We start from the raw sequence: 16,873 nt of genomic DNA, 5'->3' as shown, positions 1-16,873 counted from the left end.
CGTGCGCGGTCGCGCCGATGTCTGCGGTCGTGGCCGCGACTGCCTGCACTGGTCCCCCTTTGCCGCGCTGGGCTCCATCCCGGACGCCGGGGCCCACCGAAGCGGGCACCGCCGAAGTGAGAACTGAGGCGCAAAAAACATGCCAACCCGGTCGCACCGGGGACGGACGGCGCGGGTAGACGGACGACCGGTCGCGTCATTCGCATGAAGGATGGAGCGAATCGATACCCATCGGTCAAAGCCATGGACACGATGGCTGTCGCTGCGCCCAACCCCCCTGCGGCACCTTCAGGGCTGACCCTCTGCGGCAGAACCCGCCGGGTGATGCCCGATCAGGGCGTGCCGTGGTACTTGCCCTGCCAGGGCCGGTACCAGTCGCGGATGCGCGCCAGGTCCGCGTCCATGTCGTCGGTCAGCTCGAACGGCGGGCCGATGCCGATGACCTTGTCGGGGTAGTGGAAGTACGCCGGCAGTACCGGCACCCCCGCGGCGCGGGCGATCTTCCAGAAGCCGGGCTTCCAGCGCTCCACCAGACGTCGCGTGCCTTCCGGCGCCAGCCCGAACCACAGCCGGTCGGCGGCCATGATCATGTCCGCGGCCTGCTCGACCACGCCGTGCGCGGCGCTGCGGTCCACCGGGATCACGCCGAAGCGCCGCAGCAGCGCGCCCAGCACCGGCACCCGGAACAACGAATCCTTGCCCAGGATCTTGATGTCCAGGCCCAGCGCCATCTTGGCCGCGAAACCCCAGATGCCGTCCCAGTTGGTCGAGTGCGGCGCGCCGATCAGCACCACCTTGGGCAGGTCGGGAAACGCACCGACCATGCGCCAGCCGCCCAGCCTCAGCACCGTCCGGCCGATCCACCGGGTGAAGGGATTGGGCGGGACGCGGGGCGCCTGCGGCGGCAGCGGCAGCACGCGCGGCCCGCCGGGCGGGTGCAGGGGGGCGTCCACCGGCGCGTCCATCAATCCCACGCCTTTGCACTGCGGCGGCGCTTGACCGTGCTGCGCTCGCGCTTGGCGCCCAGCCGGCGCTCCACCGAACCTCGCGTGGGCCGGGTGGCGACACGCTTCTTGGGCGCGACCAGGCCGGTGGCGATGAAGGCGGCCAGGCGCTCGCGCGCGTCCTGGCGGTTGCGGTCCTGGGTGCGGAAGCGCTGGGCGTTGATGACCAGCACGCCCTCGCCGGTCATGCGGCGGTCGCGCTTGGCCAGCAGCCGCGCGCGCACCGGTTCGCTGAGCGAAGGCGAGCCGGCGACGTCGAAGCGCAGCTCGACGGCGGTGGCCACCTTGTTGACGTTTTGCCCACCGGGGCCGGCCGCGCGCACGAACCGTTCGACTAGTTCGGACTCGGGGATCGACGGGGCGGGAGGCGACGACATCGGCGGCGACATACGGCAGGGCATGGCGGGGCGCGCATTGTAGGCCCTGCCGCCGGCATCGTCGGCCACGGCCCGTTGACGCCGGTGCGGGCGGCCGGGAGGATGCGGGCCTCATTCCAGGAAGGAGCTGCACCATGCGTTTGAAGATTTCGACCCGTCCGCTGCGTTCGCTGGCCTGCGCACTGGTGCTGGCCGCCGCCGCGCCCGTCGCCTTCGCCGCGCCGCCGAGCGATGCCCAGGTCGACGAGCTGATGGACGTGATGCGGGTCGAGCAGACGCTCGATGGGATGTGGCCGCAGGTGGAGGCGATGCAGCAGCAGGCCGCGGCGCAGGCCGCCGCCGGCAAGGACCTGACCGCCGGGGAGCAGGCCGAGATCCAGGCGATGCTCGACCGGATGATGGCCAACCTGCGCACCACGCTGGCGTGGGACAAGGTGCAGCCGGTGTACCGCGACATCTACGCCAAGTCGTTCGACGACCAGGACGTGGCTGCGCTGATCGAGTTCTACCGCAGCGATGCCGGCCAGACCCTGCTCGACAAGATGCCGCAGCTGATGCAGAACACGATGGTCGCCACCCAGCAGCTGATGGCGCCGGCGATGCAGCAGATGCAGCAGGAGATCGAAGTGCAGGCCGCCAAGGCCGCTGCCGACAGCGACGACGCCGAATAAGAACGCGACCGGGCGGCCGGCGCCTCCCTCAGGGCGGGGCGCCGGCCGTTTCCGTTTGCGAGGCCGGGTCGCGGCCGCCGTCGAACAGGTCGAGCGCGCGCTGGAACGGCGCATCCACCGGCGCAATGACTTCAACCACCCCGCCATGCGCGGGATGCGCGAACGCCAGCCGCCGCGCGTGCAGCAGCATGCGGTGGATGCCCATCATCCGGAACGTGCGGTTGTGGCGCCCGTCGCCGTGGCTGGTGTCGCCGATCAGGTGGTGGCTGGCGTGCTTGAGGTGGCGGCGGATCTGGCGGAAGCGCCCGGTTTCCGGGTGCGCCGACAGCCACGCATAGCGCGAGGTTTCGAAGCCGGTCGAGGGCAGCGCCAGCTCGACCGACGCCAGCCGCTCGAACCGCGTCACCGCCGGCTTCTTCAGCGGCTTGCCGGGGCCGCCGTCGAGGTCGTGGTCAATGGTGAACGCCGCCTCCGGCCAGCCACGGCACACCGCCCAGTAGTCCTTCTCGACCTCGCGCGACATCAGCACCTTGCCCAGCGCCGAGGCGGTGTCGCGGTCGAACGCCAGCAGCAGGCAGCCGCTGGTCGCGCGGTCCAGCCGGTGCACCAGGAAGATGGGCTTGCCGAACTGGTCGCGCAGCCGGTCGGCCGCAAAGTCCGTCTCGCCACGCGCCAGCGCGCTGTCGTGGACCATCAACCCGGCGGGCTTGTCGACGACGGCCAGGTAGTCATCGCGGTAGAGCACCTCCAACGCGGTCACGTAGCCACCTGCGCAGCTTTTGCGTCACCTGTAGGAGCGGCTTCAGCAGCGATCCCGCAGTGAAGTCGCATTCGATGGCCTGCGATCGCGGCTGAAGCCGCTCCTACAAGAAGCGGTGCGGTCATCGCCGCGGCCACGCCGCCAGCAGCGCCCACAGCCCGCCCAGCCCTGCGATCCACGCCGAGGCGGGGATCGACCACAGCGACGGCCCGCCCGCTTCCAGCCCGTACAGAACGGCGGCGACGATCAGCAGCCCGGTGCCCAGGATCGCGGCGACGGTGCGCTTCTGCGCATCGCGCACCGAGCGCGTGAGTTGCGCCAGGTCGTCCGAGCGCATGCGCAACTCGTGCCGGCCTTCGACCTGCTGGCTCAGCCAGGCGTGCAGCAGACGCGGCATTTCGGGCGCGCGGGTAACGAATTCGGGCAGGCGCTTGCGGAACTCCGCGGCCAGCCGCTGCGGACTGTAGCGCTCGACCAGGATGCGCTGCAGCACCGGCCGCGCCACTGCCCAGATATCCAGCTTCGGATCCAGAAGGCGGCCGACGCCTTCGATGTTGAGCAGTGTCTTCTGCAGCAGGATCAGTTGCGGCTGCAGGGTGAGCTCATGGCGCTGGGCGACCTTGAACAGCTTCACCAGCACCTCGGCCAGCGAGATCTCGCTCAGCGGGCGGGTGAAGTACGGCTCGCACACCGAGCGCGCGGCGGCTTCGAGCTCGTCGATGCGGATGTGCGCCGGCATCCAGCCGGCCTGCACGTGCAACTCGGCGATGCGGCGGTAGTCGCGGTTGAAGATCGCCATGAAGTTTTCGGCGAGGTAGTACTGATCCTCGTCCGAGAGCTGGCCCATGATCCCGAAGTCCAGCGCGATGAAACGCGGGTTGTCGCGGCGCGCCGGGTCGCTGTCGACCCAGATGTTGCCGGCGTGCGCGTCGGCGTGGAAGAAGTTGTCGCGGAACACCTGCGTGTAGAACACCCGCACGCCCTTGGCGGCCAGCGCGCGGCGGTCGATGCCGGCCGCGTCCAGCGCGGCGATGTCGTCGGACGGGATGCCGCGCACGCGCTCGAGCGTCAGCACGCGCTCGCCCGTGTGGCTCCACACCACCTCGGGCACGTACAGGTCCTCGCTGCCCTGCCAGAAGCGCCGCAGCACGCTGGCGTTGGCGCCCTCGCGCTGCAGGTCCAGCTCCGCAGCCAGGGTGTATTCGATCTCGGCCACGACCTCGCGCGGGCGGATCTTGTCGGCATTGGGATGCGTGCGCTCGACTACGCCCGCCATCGCCTTGAGCAGCGCGACGTCGGCGGCGATCTGCCGGCGGATGCCGGGACGCAGCACCTTGACCACCACCTCGCGCGCCGGCGCGGTGGCGGTGGCCGGCAGGACCGCGGCGTGCACCTGGGCGATCGACGCCGAGGCCAGCGGCGTGGTGTCGAAATGCTCGAACGCCTCCGCGACCGGCCGGTCCAGCGCCTGCTCGACGATGGCGCGGGCGGCCTCGCCGTCGAACGGCGCGACGCGGTCCTGCAGCAGCGTCAGCTCCTCGGCGACATCCGGCGGCACCAAGTCGCGGCGGGTCGAGAGGATCTGCCCGAACTTGACGAAGATCGGCCCCAGTTCCTGCAGCGCCATGCGCAGCCGCGCGCCGCGCGGCATCGCCTCGATCTCGCGCGAGGCCCGCGGCACGAACGGCCGCGCCAGCTTCAGCCAGCGCTCGGCCGGGGTGTCGTCGGCCAGCGCGTCCAGGCGGTAGCGCAGCAGCACGCGACCGATACGCCAGGCGCGCAGCGCCGACTTCATCGCGGCGCCCCGCCGCCCAGGCGCGACACGCGCGCGGCGAGCCGCTCGACGTCGTCGCGCACCTCATCCACGTCGTCGTGGAAGGCGTTGAGTTCGGCGCGGCCGACCACGTCGCGCGACTCCTCGGTGACGTACTCGGCGGCGTTGGTCGCCAAGGCGGATCCGGCGCTGCGCGCATGCCGCAGCGCACCGGCCACGGCCTGCGCCACCTGCACGCCGATGACATCGCCCATCACCGCCACGAACGGCTGCTGCCAGTCGGGATCGAAGCGCTCGGCCATGCGCTGCAGGCGACGCGCGAGGTCGGCGTCGCCCTCGATGCGCAGCTGGCCGACCGGCGTGGCCTTGTCGTTTCGAAGGAATGGCAGCTGCGACAGCAGGCCACCGATGGTGCTGCGCACCGACAGGTCGGGCTCCTGCGCGTCGGGCACCGGGCCGACCTCGAGCCGGTCGCCGGCCACGCGCACCTGCAAAGCCAGCGGCGGCGACGCCAGCCGCAGCGCGACCGTGCGGCCGTCGAGGGTGCGCAGGGTGTCGCGGGTGTCCGGGTCCAGCGCCAGCGCGCGGTTGAGCGCGGCCTGCAGCGCGCGGCCGGCCAGCGGCTTGAGTGCGTCCAGCGGCGTCGACGGGGGGGTGTTGGTCATGGGCGGCATTCTAGCGGGGCGCGTTGCGGGCTCCGTTATGGCGCTGCGGCTGCGTCAGTGCCCTGCGTGCCACGACGCGCGCAGCCGCGCCAGTCCCTCGTCGAACGACACGCGCGGCACGTAGCCGAAGTCGCGCGTCGCCGGCGCCATGTCGTACCAGTGCGGCGTCACCAGCTGCTCGGCAAGGAACCGGGTCAGCGGCGGCTCGCCTTTCAGCGGCAGCAGCGACCACAGGCCCTCGCACGTCGCGCCGATCGCGTAGGCCAGCGGGAACGGCAGGGTCTTCTCGACGGCCGGCGCATCCACCGCCGCCAGCAGGCGGTTGAGCGTGTCGCGCATCGTCAGCGGTTCGCCATTGCTGATGAAGTACGCATGCCCCGCGCAGGGAGCGCCGGGCGCTAGGTGCTCGAACGCATCGAAGTGCGCCTGCGCGGCGTTGTCGATGTAGGTGGTATCGACGCGGTTGTGGCCATCGCCGACCAGCCGCAGCCGTCCGGCGCGTGCGCGCTGCACCAGCCGCGGCAGCAGCTGGTTGTCGCCGGGGCCCCAGATCAGCCTCGGTCGCAGCGCCACCGTGGCGAGCGTCGCATCGTTGGCCGCCAGCACGTCGCGCTCGGCGATAGCCTTGGTGGTGGCGTACGGCGCCTTGAAGCCTTCGCCGTAGGGCACGGTGTCGGCGGTGCCGCCTTCGACCGGGTGCGTGGCGCGGTGGGTGACGCTGGGGGTCGACGTGTAGACCAGCCGGCCGATGCCGTGTGCGCGGCAGGCGGCGATGACGTTCCGCGTGCCGAGTACGTTGGCGCGGTGGTAGTCCTCATACGGGCCCCACGCGCCGGCCTTGGCGGCGTTGTGGAACACCGCATCGCATCCGGCCGCGGCGGCGTGCACGGCCTCGGCATCGGCGAGGTCACCGCGGTGCTGGACGACGTCGAGTGCATCCAGTTCGGCGTAGTGGCCGCGGTTGAAGCTGGCGACGTCGTGGCCGCGCTCGACCAGCCCACGGCACAGCGCCTGCCCGAGGAAGCCGCCGCCGCCGGTGACGAGGATTTTCATCTGGGACTCTCCATGCCGTGCGGTGCACCTGTAGGAGCGGCTTCAGCCGCGATCGGTCGCCACCGTCGCCCTGCCGTTTCCACGATCGCGGCTGAAGCCGCTCCTACAGAGGATGCGGTGCTCATTGCCGGGCCGCCCAGGCCGCGAGCTTTTCCCGACCGATCTTCGCGTTGTGGCGGATGTCGACCGGGAACCCGGGGTGGCGCAGGAAGCGGTCGATGCCGGCGGTGTGCACGTGGCCGCGGCCCAGCGCGCGCAACTCGGCTTCGATGCGCGGCCAGTCCCTGCGCGAGGCGCCGGGCGCGAGCTCCACGCACAGCACCGGCACCTGCGCGCCGCGCGCACCCGTGCCGACCAGTGCGGTGCGGCGCACGTTGGGATGCACGTTGAACAGGGGTTCGACCTGTTCGGTGTAGAGCGACCCGGTCGCCGTTTCGACGCGGTGCGATTTGCGGCCGCAGAACCACAGTCGACCGTCGGCATCGACGTAACCCACGTCGCCCATGCGGTGCACGACGCGCCGGGTGCCGTCGGGCAGCGGCTCGACGATCTTGGCCAGCCGTGTCTGCGCGTCGCGGTTGAAATATGTGTCGGTGGCGGTGGGGCCGGCGACGGTGATCTCGCCGACCTGCCCGGCGGGCAGTTCCCGCGCGTCCACCCACGTCGGTATGGCGTCGTCGGTGATGGCGATGATCCGCACCACGTTCGGCGCGACCGCGCGGCCGACGCAGGTGCCGGCGCCGGCTTCGGTGGCCGTACGCGTGGCCTGCAGTTCGCGCGCTTCTATCACCGCGACGGGCAGGCATTCGGTGGCGCCGTAGGGGGTCCAGAACGAGGCGTCCTCCGGCAGCAGTTCGCGCATGCGCGCGACCACGTCCGCCGGGACCGGAGCGCCGGCCGAGGTCACGCGGCGCAGCGTCGGCAGCGGCTGTCCGTGCGCGGCCAGCACCGCCATCAGCGCGGGTGAGCCGAACAGCTGGTCGACACCGTAACGCGCGATCGCATCGTGCAGCTTGCGGGGGTCGGCGCGCGCCGGGCGCGTCGGGTCCATGTCGGGGATCACCGAAGTCACGCCCAGTGCCGGGTCGAACAACGCGAACGGCGGGAAGGTCGGCAGGTCGACGCCGCCCGCCTGGATATCGAAGGCGTCGCGCAGCATGTCGACCTGCGCGACGAAGTGGCGGTGGCGGTACACCACGCCCTTGGGGACGCCGGTCGAGCCGCTGGTGAACAGGATCGCGGCGATGTCGTCGGGCGCGGTGGCGGCCAGTTGCGGGCCGGCGCCAGCGCCGTCGGCCTCGACGCGCGCGAGCGTGCCGTCGGCCAGCCATGGCCGGGTACCGGTGGTGATCCGCACGCGCGCCGAACGCGCCCAGCCCAGCAGCGCGCGCGCGGCGTGTGCCAGCGGGATGCCGATGAACGCCTCGGCCCTGGCCTCGTCCAGGCACTGGCGCAGCGCGCGCTTGTCGATGCCGGGGTCGACCAGCACCGGCACCGCGCCGGCCTTGAACAGCGCGAACATCAGCAGGAAGAACTCGGGCGACGGCCGCACCATCACCACGGTGCGGGTCCCCCGGGTGATGCCGTGGCGTGCCAGGCCCGATGCAATCGCGTCGCTGCGCGCATCGAGCTGGGCGTAGGTCAGCACCTGGTCGTAGCGCGCCATGCCACGCGGACCGCGGCCGCCGGGGCAGCGCAGCGCGACCTGTCCGGGGTGGGCGGCGGCCAGCCGCGGCAGCGCGGCGGCGATGTTGCAGGGCGTGGCGTCGGGCGAAGCGGTCATCGCCGTATTGTCGCCGCTGAACCGTGCAGGTGCCGGCACTTGCGCGCGGCTACGGAATCCCCAGAATCCCGCGACCGTCCAGCGCCAGCCACCCGGCGGCCCGGCCCGTGCGAGCACCCCTCGTGTACCCCGATCCCCGCCCCGTGGCGCCGAACCTGGTCGCGCCTGCCGTTGCCGCGTCGCACCCGTGCCTGTCGTGCGGCGCGTGCTGCGCGCATTTCCGCGTCAGCTTCCACTGGTCCGAGGCCGAGCCCGGCATGGGCGGCGCGGTGCCGATCGGACTCACCGAACCGCTGCGCAGCCACGAGCGCGTGATGCGCGGCACCTCGCAGGCCGCGCCGCGGTGCGTGGCGCTGGATGCGCAGATCGGGGTGTATTCGCGCTGCGGCATCCACGACCGGCGCCCGTCGGTGTGCGCGGCGGTGCCGGCGTCGTGGGAGTTCGGCGCGGCCAGCGCGCAGTGCGACAAGGCACGTTTGGCGCACGGGTTGCCGGCGTTGACGCCGGGCGACTGGGCCGGGGTGCCGGAGGCGGTGCGCAATCCGTTGCCGGAGTGATGGCCACAGAACGCTTAGGAGCGACGTAAGTCGCGACCTTCGCAGCCCCCCGGAGATCGCGGTCGCGACTTACGTCGCTCCTGCATGGGGCTCAACGCGGTAGCGGGTTCGCATCCAGGAACGCGCGGATCGCCGGCACCAGCACCTCGTGCTTGTCTTCCAGCACGTAGTGGTTGGCATCCTCGAACGCGTGCACCTGCGCCTGCGGCAGCGCGCGGGTGAAGCCGTCGAGGAAGTGGCGGTCGAACACGAAGTCGCGCAGGCCCCAGCCGATGAAAACCGGGCGGTCGGCGTACTGCGGCAGCACGCGCGCGGATTCGGCCAGCAGCGGCCACGCACGGTCGCCCTCGCCCAGCGGGATGTCCTGCATGAAGCGCAGGGTGCTGATCGCGTTGCGCCAGCCGGTGTAAGGCGCGATGTAGGCGCGGCGCACGTCGCGTGGCAGCGACCGCTCGGTGCCTGTCCACGCCGCGCCGCGCGCAAACAGGTTGAAGGCGCGGATCAGTAAGCCGCCGATGCGCGAGTCGCGTCCCAACGACAGCTGCCATGGCATCGGCTTGTCGGCCGGCAGCGGGAATGCGGCGGTGTTGAGCACCACCAGGCGGCGCACGCGTGACGGATCGCGCAATGCCCAGCCGAAGCCGACCATGCCGCCCCAGTCGTGCACCGCCAGCGTCACCGGGCCGCCGATGCCCAGGTGCCCGAGCAGGGCATCGAGGTCGTCGACGCGCGACTGCAGGGTGTAGTCGTAGTCCGCGTCATCCGGCCGGTCCGACAGGCCCATGCCGACGTGGTCGGGGACGATGCAGCGGTAGCGGTCACGCAGCCCGAGGACCAGGTGCCGCCAGTAGAAGCTCCACGACGGATTGCCGTGCAGCATCACCACCACCTCGCCATCCGACGGGCCTTCGTCCAGGTACGACATCGCGATGCCGGGGCGGACGTCGAAGCGCTGCGGGGAGAAGGGGTAGTCGGGGTAGGTATCGGTCATCGGGTGGCGCACGCGTCAGGGGCGCGCATTGTGGTGCATCGCGACGGGGCGCGCCGCGACCGTAGCCCGGGTAAGGCCAAAGGCCGCACCCGGGGTCGGTGATACCAGCAGGCGTGGACAAAAAAAACCCGGGTGCGGCCTTCGGCCTTACCCGGGCTACAAGACTCGCCCTTTATTCCGGCTTGCGGAACCGCAGCGTCATGCGGTCGGATTCGCCGATCGCCTGGTACTTCGCGCGGTCGGTGTCCTCGTGGCGGTTGCCCGGCGGCAGCGTCCACACCCCGTTGGGGTGGTTCTTGGTATCGCGCGGGTTGGCGTTGACCTCGCTGGTGGCGTCCAGCACGAAGCCGGCGGCCTGCGCCATCGCCACCACCTGCGCCTGGCCGACGTAGCCGCTGCGGTCGTCGGCCGGCACGTCGGCGGCGGCGCGGTGCTCGACCACGCCGAGCACGCCACCGGGCTTGAGCACGTCGAAGAAGCCCTGGAACATGCCCTCGGCCTGGCCGTTGGACCGCCAGTTGTGCACGTTGCGGAAGGTCAGCACGGCATCGGCCGAACCGGCGGCGCCGAACACCGGGTTGGCCGGGTCGAAGGCGACGATGCGCGCGCGGTCGTACTGCGCGGCCGAACCGGCGAACAGTGTCTCAAGCCCGGCCTTGCTGTTGGCCTGGTAGTCGCGGCCGCGGCCTTCCGGCAGCGCCATCGGGTCGACTACGGCGGCGACGTACTGGCCGTCCTCGCGCAGGTAGGGGGCGAGGATCTCGGCATACCAGCCGCCACCGGGGGTGATCTCGATGACCGTGTCGTCGGGCATCACGCCGAAGAACTGCAGCGTCTCGCCCGGGTGGCGGTAGCCGTCGCGCGCGACGTTGTCGGGGTTGCGCCACGGGCCGGACACGGCGGCCGCCAGGCGGGCCTCGGCGACGGCGCCGTCGATCACCCCACCGACCGCTTCGGTGGCCTCGTTCATGACGCCGGACGACGTGGTGCAGGCGCCGAGCGATACGGTCAGGGCGGTGGCGAGCAGTGCGGTGCGAAGCATGGCGTCACTCCAGTCAGGGCGGGTCGAGGGGCCCGATGGTACCCGGCGCGCGCGCGTCGGGCGGTGTATCACCTTCCTTCGCCGCCGGCATCGGTGCCGACATCGGCGGCGGTGTAGTCGGCCGCCTGTTCCAGCAGCCAGCTGCGCAGCGCGTGCAGCCCGGCGTGGTCGGCCGACCGCGGCGGGTACACCAGGTAGTGCCCGTAGCCGGTGCGCAGGCGCTTGCCGGTCAGCAACACCAGCTGGCCGGCTTCCACCAGCAGGCGCACGCGGGTGAGCTTGCCCAGCGCGACGCCGACGCCCGCCGCCGCGCCGCGGTGCAGGGCCTCGGAGTCGTCGAAGTAGGCGACGTAGCGCTCCGGCGGGCGGCCGCCGTGGGCGGCGAACCACGCGTCCCACTCGCGGTCCGGGTCGCCCAGCAACGGCCAGCGGTGCAGCTCGCCGTCGCCGGGCAGGCCGCCCATGCGCTCCACCAGGGCGGGGCTTGCGACCGGCGCCACCCACTCGTCGAACAGCGGTTCGCTGATGACGCCGGGCCACGTGCCGCGACCGATGCGCAGGGCGGCATCGACGTCGCGGTCGCGTTCGAAGTCCACCAGCGACGCCGCCGACTGCAGGTTGATCTCCAGCTGCGGATGCGCGGCGAGGAATCCGCCGAGGCGCGGCACCAGCCACGCCGACGCCATCGAGGGGGTCGTGCTGAGAGTGAGGATTTCGTCGTGCCGCGGCCCGTACGGGCGCAGCGCCTGGTCGAGCGCGTCCAGGTGGGGGCCGACGCGCGAGAGCAGGCGCTCGCCTTCCGCGGTGAGGCGCACGCCACGCGGCCCGCGATCGAACAGCTGGCGGCCCAGCCGCTCCTCCAGGCCATGGATCTGGTGGCTGAGCGCGCTGACGGTGAGGTGCTGGGATTCGGCGGCCCGGGTCAGGTTGCCGGCGCGCGCGGCGGCGACGAATCCGAGCAGGGCGTGGAGCGGTGGGCGGCTCATGTCAGACCTCGGTGCGGCCCGCCTGACTTGAACGAATTTCAAGCCAGGCTTGCAAAAGCGTCGCTTTTTCAGTGGATGCGGTGCGCCTATGTTGTGCCTCCGTCAACAAGGCGTCCAGTAACGCCCCCACCGGAGACCGCCATGAGCATCTACAAGGACCTGCTGTTCCTCCACGGTTACGTGACCCACCCGGGCGACCTGGCGTCGACCGCGTCCGCCTCCCGGGGCTCCGCTTCGAGCGCGCCCGTGACCACGAGCAGCGATGCGCATCCGAGCACCATCGACGCGCCCGCGGACGACGACTGCCCGGCCCCGGCCGGCACCGCCTGGCGGCGCGGCCCGGCACCCGCCGCACGGCCTACCGGCGGCTGGTTCCCGCTGGCCGCGGCCGGGGATGGCGTCTCGACCCTGGGCCTGCCCGAGGAGCGCGATTGGTTCGACCACGCCTTCGGCAACCGCGTGGCGTCGCTGCGGGCCTTTGGCGGGCGCGTCGCGGAGTGCGTCGCGCCGCAGGCGCAGGCGTGCGGGTGCGGCTAGATAGCGGCGAATGCCAATGCCCCCTCCCCTGCTGGCAGGGGAGGGTTGGGGTGGGGTGCTCTGTCGCCGTTGCCCCTCGCTACCGATCGAAGTAAGGGCTTCTACCCGGTCCTACGTCGAGCCGGAGCGGCAGACACGCAGCAGCCAGTGGCACTGGTCTTTGACGACGTATCTCAATGCCTCGCGGCTCTTTGGGACGCTGGATCTTGCGGGCGCAGAGCACCCCTCCCCAGCCCTCCCCTGCGCGCAGGGGAGGGAGCAAAGGCCCGTCGGTTTTTCCGAGTCCGGCGAATCCCGCGCTTCGTCAGGTCTTGCGCAACCCGTCCAGCGCGGCATTGAGCGTCGCGCTGGGCCGCATCACCTCGGCCAGGCGCGCGTCGCTGGGCTGGTAGTAGCCGCCGATGTCGGCCGGCTGGCCCTGCACGCCGTTGAGCTCGGCGACGATCGTCGCCTCGTCGCGTTCCAGCGCTTCGGCCAGCGGCGCGAACGTCGCCTTGAGGTCGGCGTCGTCGTCCTGGTCGGCCAGCGCGCGCGCCCAGTACATCGCCAGGTAGAAATGGCTGCCGCGGTTGTCGATGGTGCCGAGCTTGCGGCCCGGCGAGCGGTCCTCGTCCAGGAAGCGCGCATTCGCCGCGTCCAGCGCGTCGGCCAGCACCTTGGCGCGGGCGTTGTCGGTGCTCTGCGCGAGGTGCTCGAGCGACGCGGCCAGCGCCAGGAACTCGCCCAGCGAATCCCAGCGCAGGTAGTTCTCGGCAGTCAGCTGCTGCACGTGTTTGGGCGCGCTGCCGCCGGCGCCGGTTTCGAACAGGCCGCCGCCGGCCATCAGCGGCACCACCGACAGCATCTTGGCGCTGGTGCCCAGCTCCAGGATCGGGAACAGGTCGGTGAGGTAGTCGCGCAGCACGTTGCCGGTGACGCTGATGGTGTCCTCGCCGCGGCGGATGCGCTCCAGCGATACCCGGGTTGCCTCCATCGGCGGCAGGATGCGGATGTCCAGGCCGGCAGTGTCGTGGTCCTTGAGGTAGGCCTCGACCTTCTTGATGAGCTGCGCGTCGTGCGCGCGCTGCGGGTTGAGCCAGAACACCGCCGGCGTACCCGACAGGCGCGCGCGGCTGACGGCCAGCTTCACCCAGTCGCGGATCGGCGCGTCCTTGGTCTGGCACATGCGCCAGATGTCGCCGGCCTGCACCGCGTGCTCCATCAGCACGGCGCCGGAGGCGTCGACCACGCGCACGGTGCCGGCGCGCTCCAGCTGGAACGTCTTGTCGTGGCTGCCGTACTCCTCGGCCTTCTGCGCCATCAGGCCGACGTTGGGCACGCTGCCCATCGTGGCCGGGTCGAACGCGCCATGCGCCTTGCAGTCGTCGATCACCGCCTGGTAGACGCCGGCGTAGCAGCGGTCGGGGATCACCGCCTTGGTATCCTGCAGCTCGCCCTTGGCGTTCCACATGCGGCCGCTGTCGCGGATCATCGCCGGCATCGACGCGTCGACGATGACGTCGCTGGGCACGTGCAGGTTGGTGATGCCCTTGTCGGAGTTGACCATCGCCAGCGCCGGGCGATCAAAGTACAACGCGTCGATGTCGGCGCGGATCGCGGCGGCGGTGCCGGCGTCCATTGCATCCAGTCGCGCGTACAGGTCGCCGATGCCGTTGTTGGCATCGAAACCGGCGGCCATCAGCTCCTTGTCGTACTTGCCCAGCACCGGCGCGTAGAAGCGGTTGACCACCGCGCCGAAGATGATCGGGTCCGAGACCTTCATCATCGTCGCCTTCAGGTGCAGCGAGAACAGCACGCCGCGCGCCTTGGCATCGTCGATCTGCGCGTCGACGAACTCGGCCAGCTTGCGCGTGTCCATGGTGGCGGCGTCGATCACCTCACCGGCCTGCAAAGACACCTTCGGCTTGAGCACGGTCGTACTGCCGTCGTCGGCGACCAGCTCGATGCGCACGTCGGTCGCCGATTCCACCGTGGTGGAGCGCTCGCTGCCGAAGAAGTCGCCCGAGTCCATGCTGGCCACGTGCGAGGCGCTCTCGCTGCTCCACGTGCCCATGCGGTGCGGGTGCTTGCGCGCGTAGGCCTTCACCGAGGCCGGCGCGCGGCGGTCGGAGTTGCCCTCGCGCAGCACCGGGTTGACTGCGCTGCCCTTGGTCCGGTCGTAGCGCGCCTGGATGTCGCGCTCTTCATCCGTCTTCGGCTCGTCCGGGTAGCCCGGCAGGTCGAAGCCCTGGCCCTGCAGTTCCCTGATCGCGGCCTTCAGTTGCGGCACCGACGCGCTGATGTTGGGCAGCTTGATGATGTTGGCTTCGGGCGTCTTGGCCAGCTCGCCGAGTTCGGCCAGGTGGTCGCCGACGCGCTGGCCGTCCTTCAGGCGATCGGAAAACTGGCCCAGGATGCGGCCCGCCAGCGAGATGTCGCGCGTCTCCACGTCGATGCCGGCGGTCGCGGCGAACGCCTCCACGATCGGCAGCAGCGAGGCCGTGGCCAGCCGCGGCGCCTCGTCGGTGAGGGTGTAGATGATCGTGGGGGACTTGGACATGGGGGCTCGCTTCGATTCGTCGGGCAGAACGCGGATTGTCGCGTCTGCGGCGGTCGCGGGCAAAGCCGCGGGTGCATACGCGGGCGCATGTCGGCCCGCTGGATCAGGCGTGGGAAGCGGGTTGTGCGCGGTCCGTGGGCGGTAACCGGGCAATCAAGGCGCCCTCCCCGCTCCCACCTTCCCAACGGCGAGAGGGAGGAAGGGAGGATCGCGCCGCATCACCTCACGCGCCGCAGCACTTCTTGTACTTCTTGCCGCTGCCGCAGGTGCACATCGCGTTGCGGTCGGGCGTGTCGGCGCGGCGGATCGGCTCGCGCGGGGTCAGCGCGTCGATGCGGTGGTGGTGCAGGTCGGCCAGCATGTCCGGCAGGCCGGCGATGATCTCCAGCCGCTCGCGGTAGCTGATCGGCGTGCCGGGTGCTTCGACGTCCTCGCCCAGCACCTCGCCGCTGGCGAGGCGGTCGAGCAACACGAACACCTCGTCGATCCAGTCGTTCTCGTCCAGCCACTGCTCCCACGCGGCCTCGCGGAGTTCCACGCCACGGAAGAAGCCCATCGCCCAGTCGCGACCGACGTCGAGCTCGTCGTCGGCTTCGGACTCCGGGTCCTCCGGCAACCACAGCAGCGGGGCCAGGTGGTCGGGCAGGTCGTCGTCGCCGAAGCGCACGCGCGCGCCGGCCATGTTGGCGTGGCCCTGCAGCAGGTTTTCGACCTGCGCGCGCTCGTCGCTGTCGGACCAGCGCGGTGGCGTGCCCCACACCGCGGGCTCCCACTCCGACATCGGCACGGTGTCGGGGCCCACGGCCAGCGCGGACAGGAAGCCGTCCAGCGCCTCCAGGTTGAAACCCTTGAACGGCACGGCGCGCTGCTCCAGCAGGTCGGCCAAGCGTTCGATGGCGGCATCGTCGAGGTAGGCGGGGGCAGTCATGGCGGTATCACGCGTGGGGGACCGGCATGGTAGTCGCAAGCGGCGGGCGCCGGGTTTTCCGGGTGTGCCGGACGACGCCTGCCGGACAAAAAAATTGGGCGCGACCTGCGTCGCGCCCATCTTGGAGAGTCGTACTGGAGAGATGACCCGCGCGCCGGACAAGGCCAGGCTGATGCGGTCGGCCCACCGCCCACGGCGGGCACGAGGCCACCTTCCCACGTCGTTTGTTAAGTCCGTATCGCGTAACAGTGAAACGCCACGCAACAACTGCCAGCGGTGCAGGCGGCCCGACGGACGGGCGCTACTGGCGCAGGTCGCGCCCCGCCACCGGCAACGGATGGCCGGGCGTGGCCCGCCACGGGTTGATGTCCAGGCCGCCGCGCCGCGTGTAGCGCGCCTCCACCGACAGCCGTTCGGGCCGGGCCACGGCCACCAGGTCGGCGAAGATCCGCTCCACGCATTGCTCGTGGAACTCGGCGTGGTCGCGGAACGACACCAGGTACCGCAGCAGGCTGGCGCGGTCGATGCGCGGGCCGCGGTAGGCGATCACCACCCGCGCCCAGTCGGGTTGGCCGGTGACCGGGCAGTTGGACTTCAGCAGCGCGCTGGACAGCGTCTCCTCGACGACATCGTCCGCCTGGGCCGCCAGCAGCGTGGCGTCCGGCGGACCGTAGCGATCGATGGCGACGTCCAGCCCGTCGATGGATTCGGCGCTCGCCTCGTCGCCCTCGTCGATCACCGGCAGTCCGAGCGCCACCTGCACCGGGGCCCCGGCGGCCGCCGATACGTCGGCCGCAATGCGCGACAGCAGCTCGGCGTCGCTCTCCACGCGGGTGGCGTTGAACGAATTGAGGTAGAGCTTGAGCGACTTGGATTCGACCAGGTTCGGCGAGTCGGCCGGCACGGCCAGCGTGGCAGTGGCGACGCGGGGTTTGCCGCGCGCGTCCAGCCAGCTCAGCTCGTAGGCGTGCCAGCGGTCGTGGCCGATGAAGGGCAGCGCGCCGCCGCCCAGGCCGATCGCATCGCGGCCCAGCGCGCGCGGGATCGGGCACAGCAGGGCGGGGTCGTAGTGGCTCGGGTAGTCGACGTGGCGACCGAGCGGGAGGGCATTGAGGTCCATCCGGGGATTATCGCGCGCGGGGCGGCCGGCCGCCTTGCGCGCGACGCCGTGGCCTCTGTAGGAGCGGCTTCAGCCGCGATCGCCGC

At 71.3% G+C, this 16,873-nt stretch carries 16 protein-coding genes; 3 read left to right on the top strand and 13 right to left on the bottom strand.

What is annotated here, in order from left to right:
* Nucleotides 1-332: 332 nt before the first annotated feature.
* Nucleotides 333-953 carry a lysophospholipid acyltransferase family protein gene (locus K6753_RS14030; RefSeq protein ID WP_223677094.1) on the bottom strand — a complete coding sequence of 207 codons (621 nt, stop codon included), beginning with the start codon at nucleotides 951-953 and terminating at the stop codon, nucleotides 333-335.
* A gap of 11 nt (nucleotides 954-964) precedes the next feature.
* Entirely contained in the window at nucleotides 965-1,393 is a 429-nt protein-coding gene (gene arfB, locus K6753_RS14025) for an alternative ribosome rescue aminoacyl-tRNA hydrolase ArfB (RefSeq protein WP_223677128.1), read from the bottom strand.
* 122 nt (nucleotides 1,394-1,515) lie between these two features.
* Here arfB and K6753_RS14020 point away from each other — a divergent pair, with 122 nt between their 5' ends.
* A complete protein-coding gene (locus K6753_RS14020; protein WP_223677093.1) occupies nucleotides 1,516-2,052 on the top strand; it encodes a DUF2059 domain-containing protein in 537 nt (178 codons plus the stop codon).
* A 28-nt stretch (nucleotides 2,053-2,080) separates the two neighbouring features.
* Here K6753_RS14020 and K6753_RS14015 read toward each other — a convergent pair whose 3' ends face one another.
* The 5 genes from K6753_RS14015 to oleC form a co-directional block, all read right to left on the bottom strand.
* The gene (locus tag K6753_RS14015; protein WP_223677092.1) at nucleotides 2,081-2,812 is read right to left on the bottom strand and encodes a pseudouridine synthase; all 732 of its coding nucleotides are present in this window, start codon (nucleotides 2,810-2,812) and stop codon (nucleotides 2,081-2,083) included.
* 121 nt (nucleotides 2,813-2,933) lie between these two features.
* Entirely contained in the window at nucleotides 2,934-4,607 is a 1,674-nt protein-coding gene (ubiB, locus tag K6753_RS14010; RefSeq protein WP_223677091.1) for a ubiquinone biosynthesis regulatory protein kinase UbiB, read from the bottom strand.
* Nucleotides 4,604-5,251: a ubiquinone biosynthesis accessory factor UbiJ gene (locus tag K6753_RS14005; RefSeq protein ID WP_223677090.1), complete on the bottom strand. Its 648-nt coding sequence runs from the start codon at nucleotides 5,249-5,251 to the stop codon at nucleotides 4,604-4,606. Before K6753_RS14005 ends, ubiB begins: the two co-directional genes overlap by 4 nt.
* A 54-nt stretch (nucleotides 5,252-5,305) precedes the next feature.
* Nucleotides 5,306-6,304 carry a 2-alkyl-3-oxoalkanoate reductase gene (gene oleD, locus K6753_RS14000; protein ID WP_223677089.1) on the bottom strand — a complete coding sequence of 333 codons (999 nt, stop codon included), beginning with the start codon at nucleotides 6,302-6,304 and terminating at the stop codon, nucleotides 5,306-5,308.
* Nucleotides 6,305-6,425: 121 nt separating this feature from the next.
* Nucleotides 6,426-8,087: an olefin beta-lactone synthetase gene (gene oleC, locus K6753_RS13995; protein ID WP_223677088.1), complete on the bottom strand. Its 1,662-nt coding sequence runs from the start codon at nucleotides 8,085-8,087 to the stop codon at nucleotides 6,426-6,428.
* A 155-nt stretch (nucleotides 8,088-8,242) separates the two neighbouring features.
* Between oleC and K6753_RS13990 the strand changes: the two genes are divergently transcribed.
* On the top strand, nucleotides 8,243-8,644 hold the full coding sequence (locus tag K6753_RS13990) for a YkgJ family cysteine cluster protein (RefSeq protein WP_223677127.1): 402 nt from the start codon (nucleotides 8,243-8,245) through the stop codon (nucleotides 8,642-8,644).
* A 91-nt stretch (nucleotides 8,645-8,735) separates the two neighbouring features.
* Here K6753_RS13990 and K6753_RS13985 read toward each other — a convergent pair whose 3' ends face one another.
* From K6753_RS13985 to K6753_RS13975, 3 genes are all read right to left on the bottom strand, one after another.
* Complete coding sequence (locus tag K6753_RS13985; RefSeq protein WP_223677087.1) at nucleotides 8,736-9,635, bottom strand: alpha/beta fold hydrolase; 900 nt, start codon at nucleotides 9,633-9,635, stop codon at nucleotides 8,736-8,738.
* A gap of 172 nt (nucleotides 9,636-9,807) precedes the next feature.
* The gene (locus K6753_RS13980; RefSeq protein WP_223677126.1) at nucleotides 9,808-10,605 is read right to left on the bottom strand and encodes a class I SAM-dependent methyltransferase; all 798 of its coding nucleotides are present in this window, start codon (nucleotides 10,603-10,605) and stop codon (nucleotides 9,808-9,810) included.
* Between the two features lie 140 nt (nucleotides 10,606-10,745).
* Complete coding sequence (locus tag K6753_RS13975) at nucleotides 10,746-11,663, bottom strand: LysR substrate-binding domain-containing protein (protein WP_223677086.1); 918 nt, start codon at nucleotides 11,661-11,663, stop codon at nucleotides 10,746-10,748.
* 141 nt (nucleotides 11,664-11,804) lie between these two features.
* Between K6753_RS13975 and K6753_RS13970 the strand changes: the two genes are divergently transcribed.
* A complete protein-coding gene (locus K6753_RS13970) occupies nucleotides 11,805-12,200 on the top strand; it encodes a hypothetical protein (RefSeq protein WP_223677085.1) in 396 nt (131 codons plus the stop codon).
* A 304-nt stretch (nucleotides 12,201-12,504) separates the two neighbouring features.
* Here the strand turns inward: K6753_RS13970 and K6753_RS13965 are convergent, their stop codons facing one another.
* From K6753_RS13965 to queF, 3 genes are all read right to left on the bottom strand, one after another.
* Nucleotides 12,505-14,739 carry an NADP-dependent isocitrate dehydrogenase gene (locus tag K6753_RS13965; protein ID WP_223677084.1) on the bottom strand — a complete coding sequence of 745 codons (2,235 nt, stop codon included), beginning with the start codon at nucleotides 14,737-14,739 and terminating at the stop codon, nucleotides 12,505-12,507.
* Between the two features lie 223 nt (nucleotides 14,740-14,962).
* A complete protein-coding gene (locus K6753_RS13960; protein WP_223677083.1) occupies nucleotides 14,963-15,667 on the bottom strand; it encodes a UPF0149 family protein in 705 nt (234 codons plus the stop codon).
* 301 nt (nucleotides 15,668-15,968) lie between these two features.
* A complete protein-coding gene (gene queF / locus K6753_RS13955) occupies nucleotides 15,969-16,787 on the bottom strand; it encodes an NADPH-dependent 7-cyano-7-deazaguanine reductase QueF (protein ID WP_223677082.1) in 819 nt (272 codons plus the stop codon).
* Nucleotides 16,788-16,873: the final 86 nt, after the last annotated feature.

The organism is Novilysobacter selenitireducens, assembly GCF_020026895.1.
GTDB classification, from domain to species: Bacteria; Pseudomonadota; Gammaproteobacteria; order Xanthomonadales; family Xanthomonadaceae; genus Lysobacter_C; species Lysobacter_C selenitireducens.
Note: the sequence above shows the minus strand (reverse complement) of the source record. Positions and strands in the feature narration are given on the sequence as shown.

Coding starts and splice junctions, on each gene's coding strand:
- arfB (WP_223677128.1), bottom strand. CDS start 1,393: ATGTCGCCGCCGATGTCGTCGCCTCCCGCCCCGTCGATCCCCGAGTCC.
- K6753_RS14020 (WP_223677093.1), top strand. CDS start 1,516: ATGCGTTTGAAGATTTCGACCCGTCCGCTGCGTTCGCTGGCCTGCGCA.
- ubiB (WP_223677091.1), bottom strand. CDS start 4,607: ATGAAGTCGGCGCTGCGCGCCTGGCGTATCGGTCGCGTGCTGCTGCGC.
- K6753_RS14005 (WP_223677090.1), bottom strand. CDS start 5,251: ATGACCAACACCCCCCCGTCGACGCCGCTGGACGCACTCAAGCCGCTG.
- oleD (WP_223677089.1), bottom strand. CDS start 6,304: ATGAAAATCCTCGTCACCGGCGGCGGCGGCTTCCTCGGGCAGGCGCTG.
- oleC (WP_223677088.1), bottom strand. CDS start 8,087: ATGACCGCTTCGCCCGACGCCACGCCCTGCAACATCGCCGCCGCGCTG.
- K6753_RS13985 (WP_223677087.1), bottom strand. CDS start 9,635: ATGACCGATACCTACCCCGACTACCCCTTCTCCCCGCAGCGCTTCGAC.
- K6753_RS13980 (WP_223677126.1), bottom strand. CDS start 10,605: ATGAACGAGGCCACCGAAGCGGTCGGTGGGGTGATCGACGGCGCCGTC.
- K6753_RS13975 (WP_223677086.1), bottom strand. CDS start 11,663: ATGAGCCGCCCACCGCTCCACGCCCTGCTCGGATTCGTCGCCGCCGCG.
- K6753_RS13970 (WP_223677085.1), top strand. CDS start 11,805: ATGAGCATCTACAAGGACCTGCTGTTCCTCCACGGTTACGTGACCCAC.
- K6753_RS13965 (WP_223677084.1), bottom strand. CDS start 14,739: ATGTCCAAGTCCCCCACGATCATCTACACCCTCACCGACGAGGCGCCG.
- K6753_RS13960 (WP_223677083.1), bottom strand. CDS start 15,667: ATGACTGCCCCCGCCTACCTCGACGATGCCGCCATCGAACGCTTGGCC.
- queF (WP_223677082.1), bottom strand. CDS start 16,787: ATGGACCTCAATGCCCTCCCGCTCGGTCGCCACGTCGACTACCCGAGC.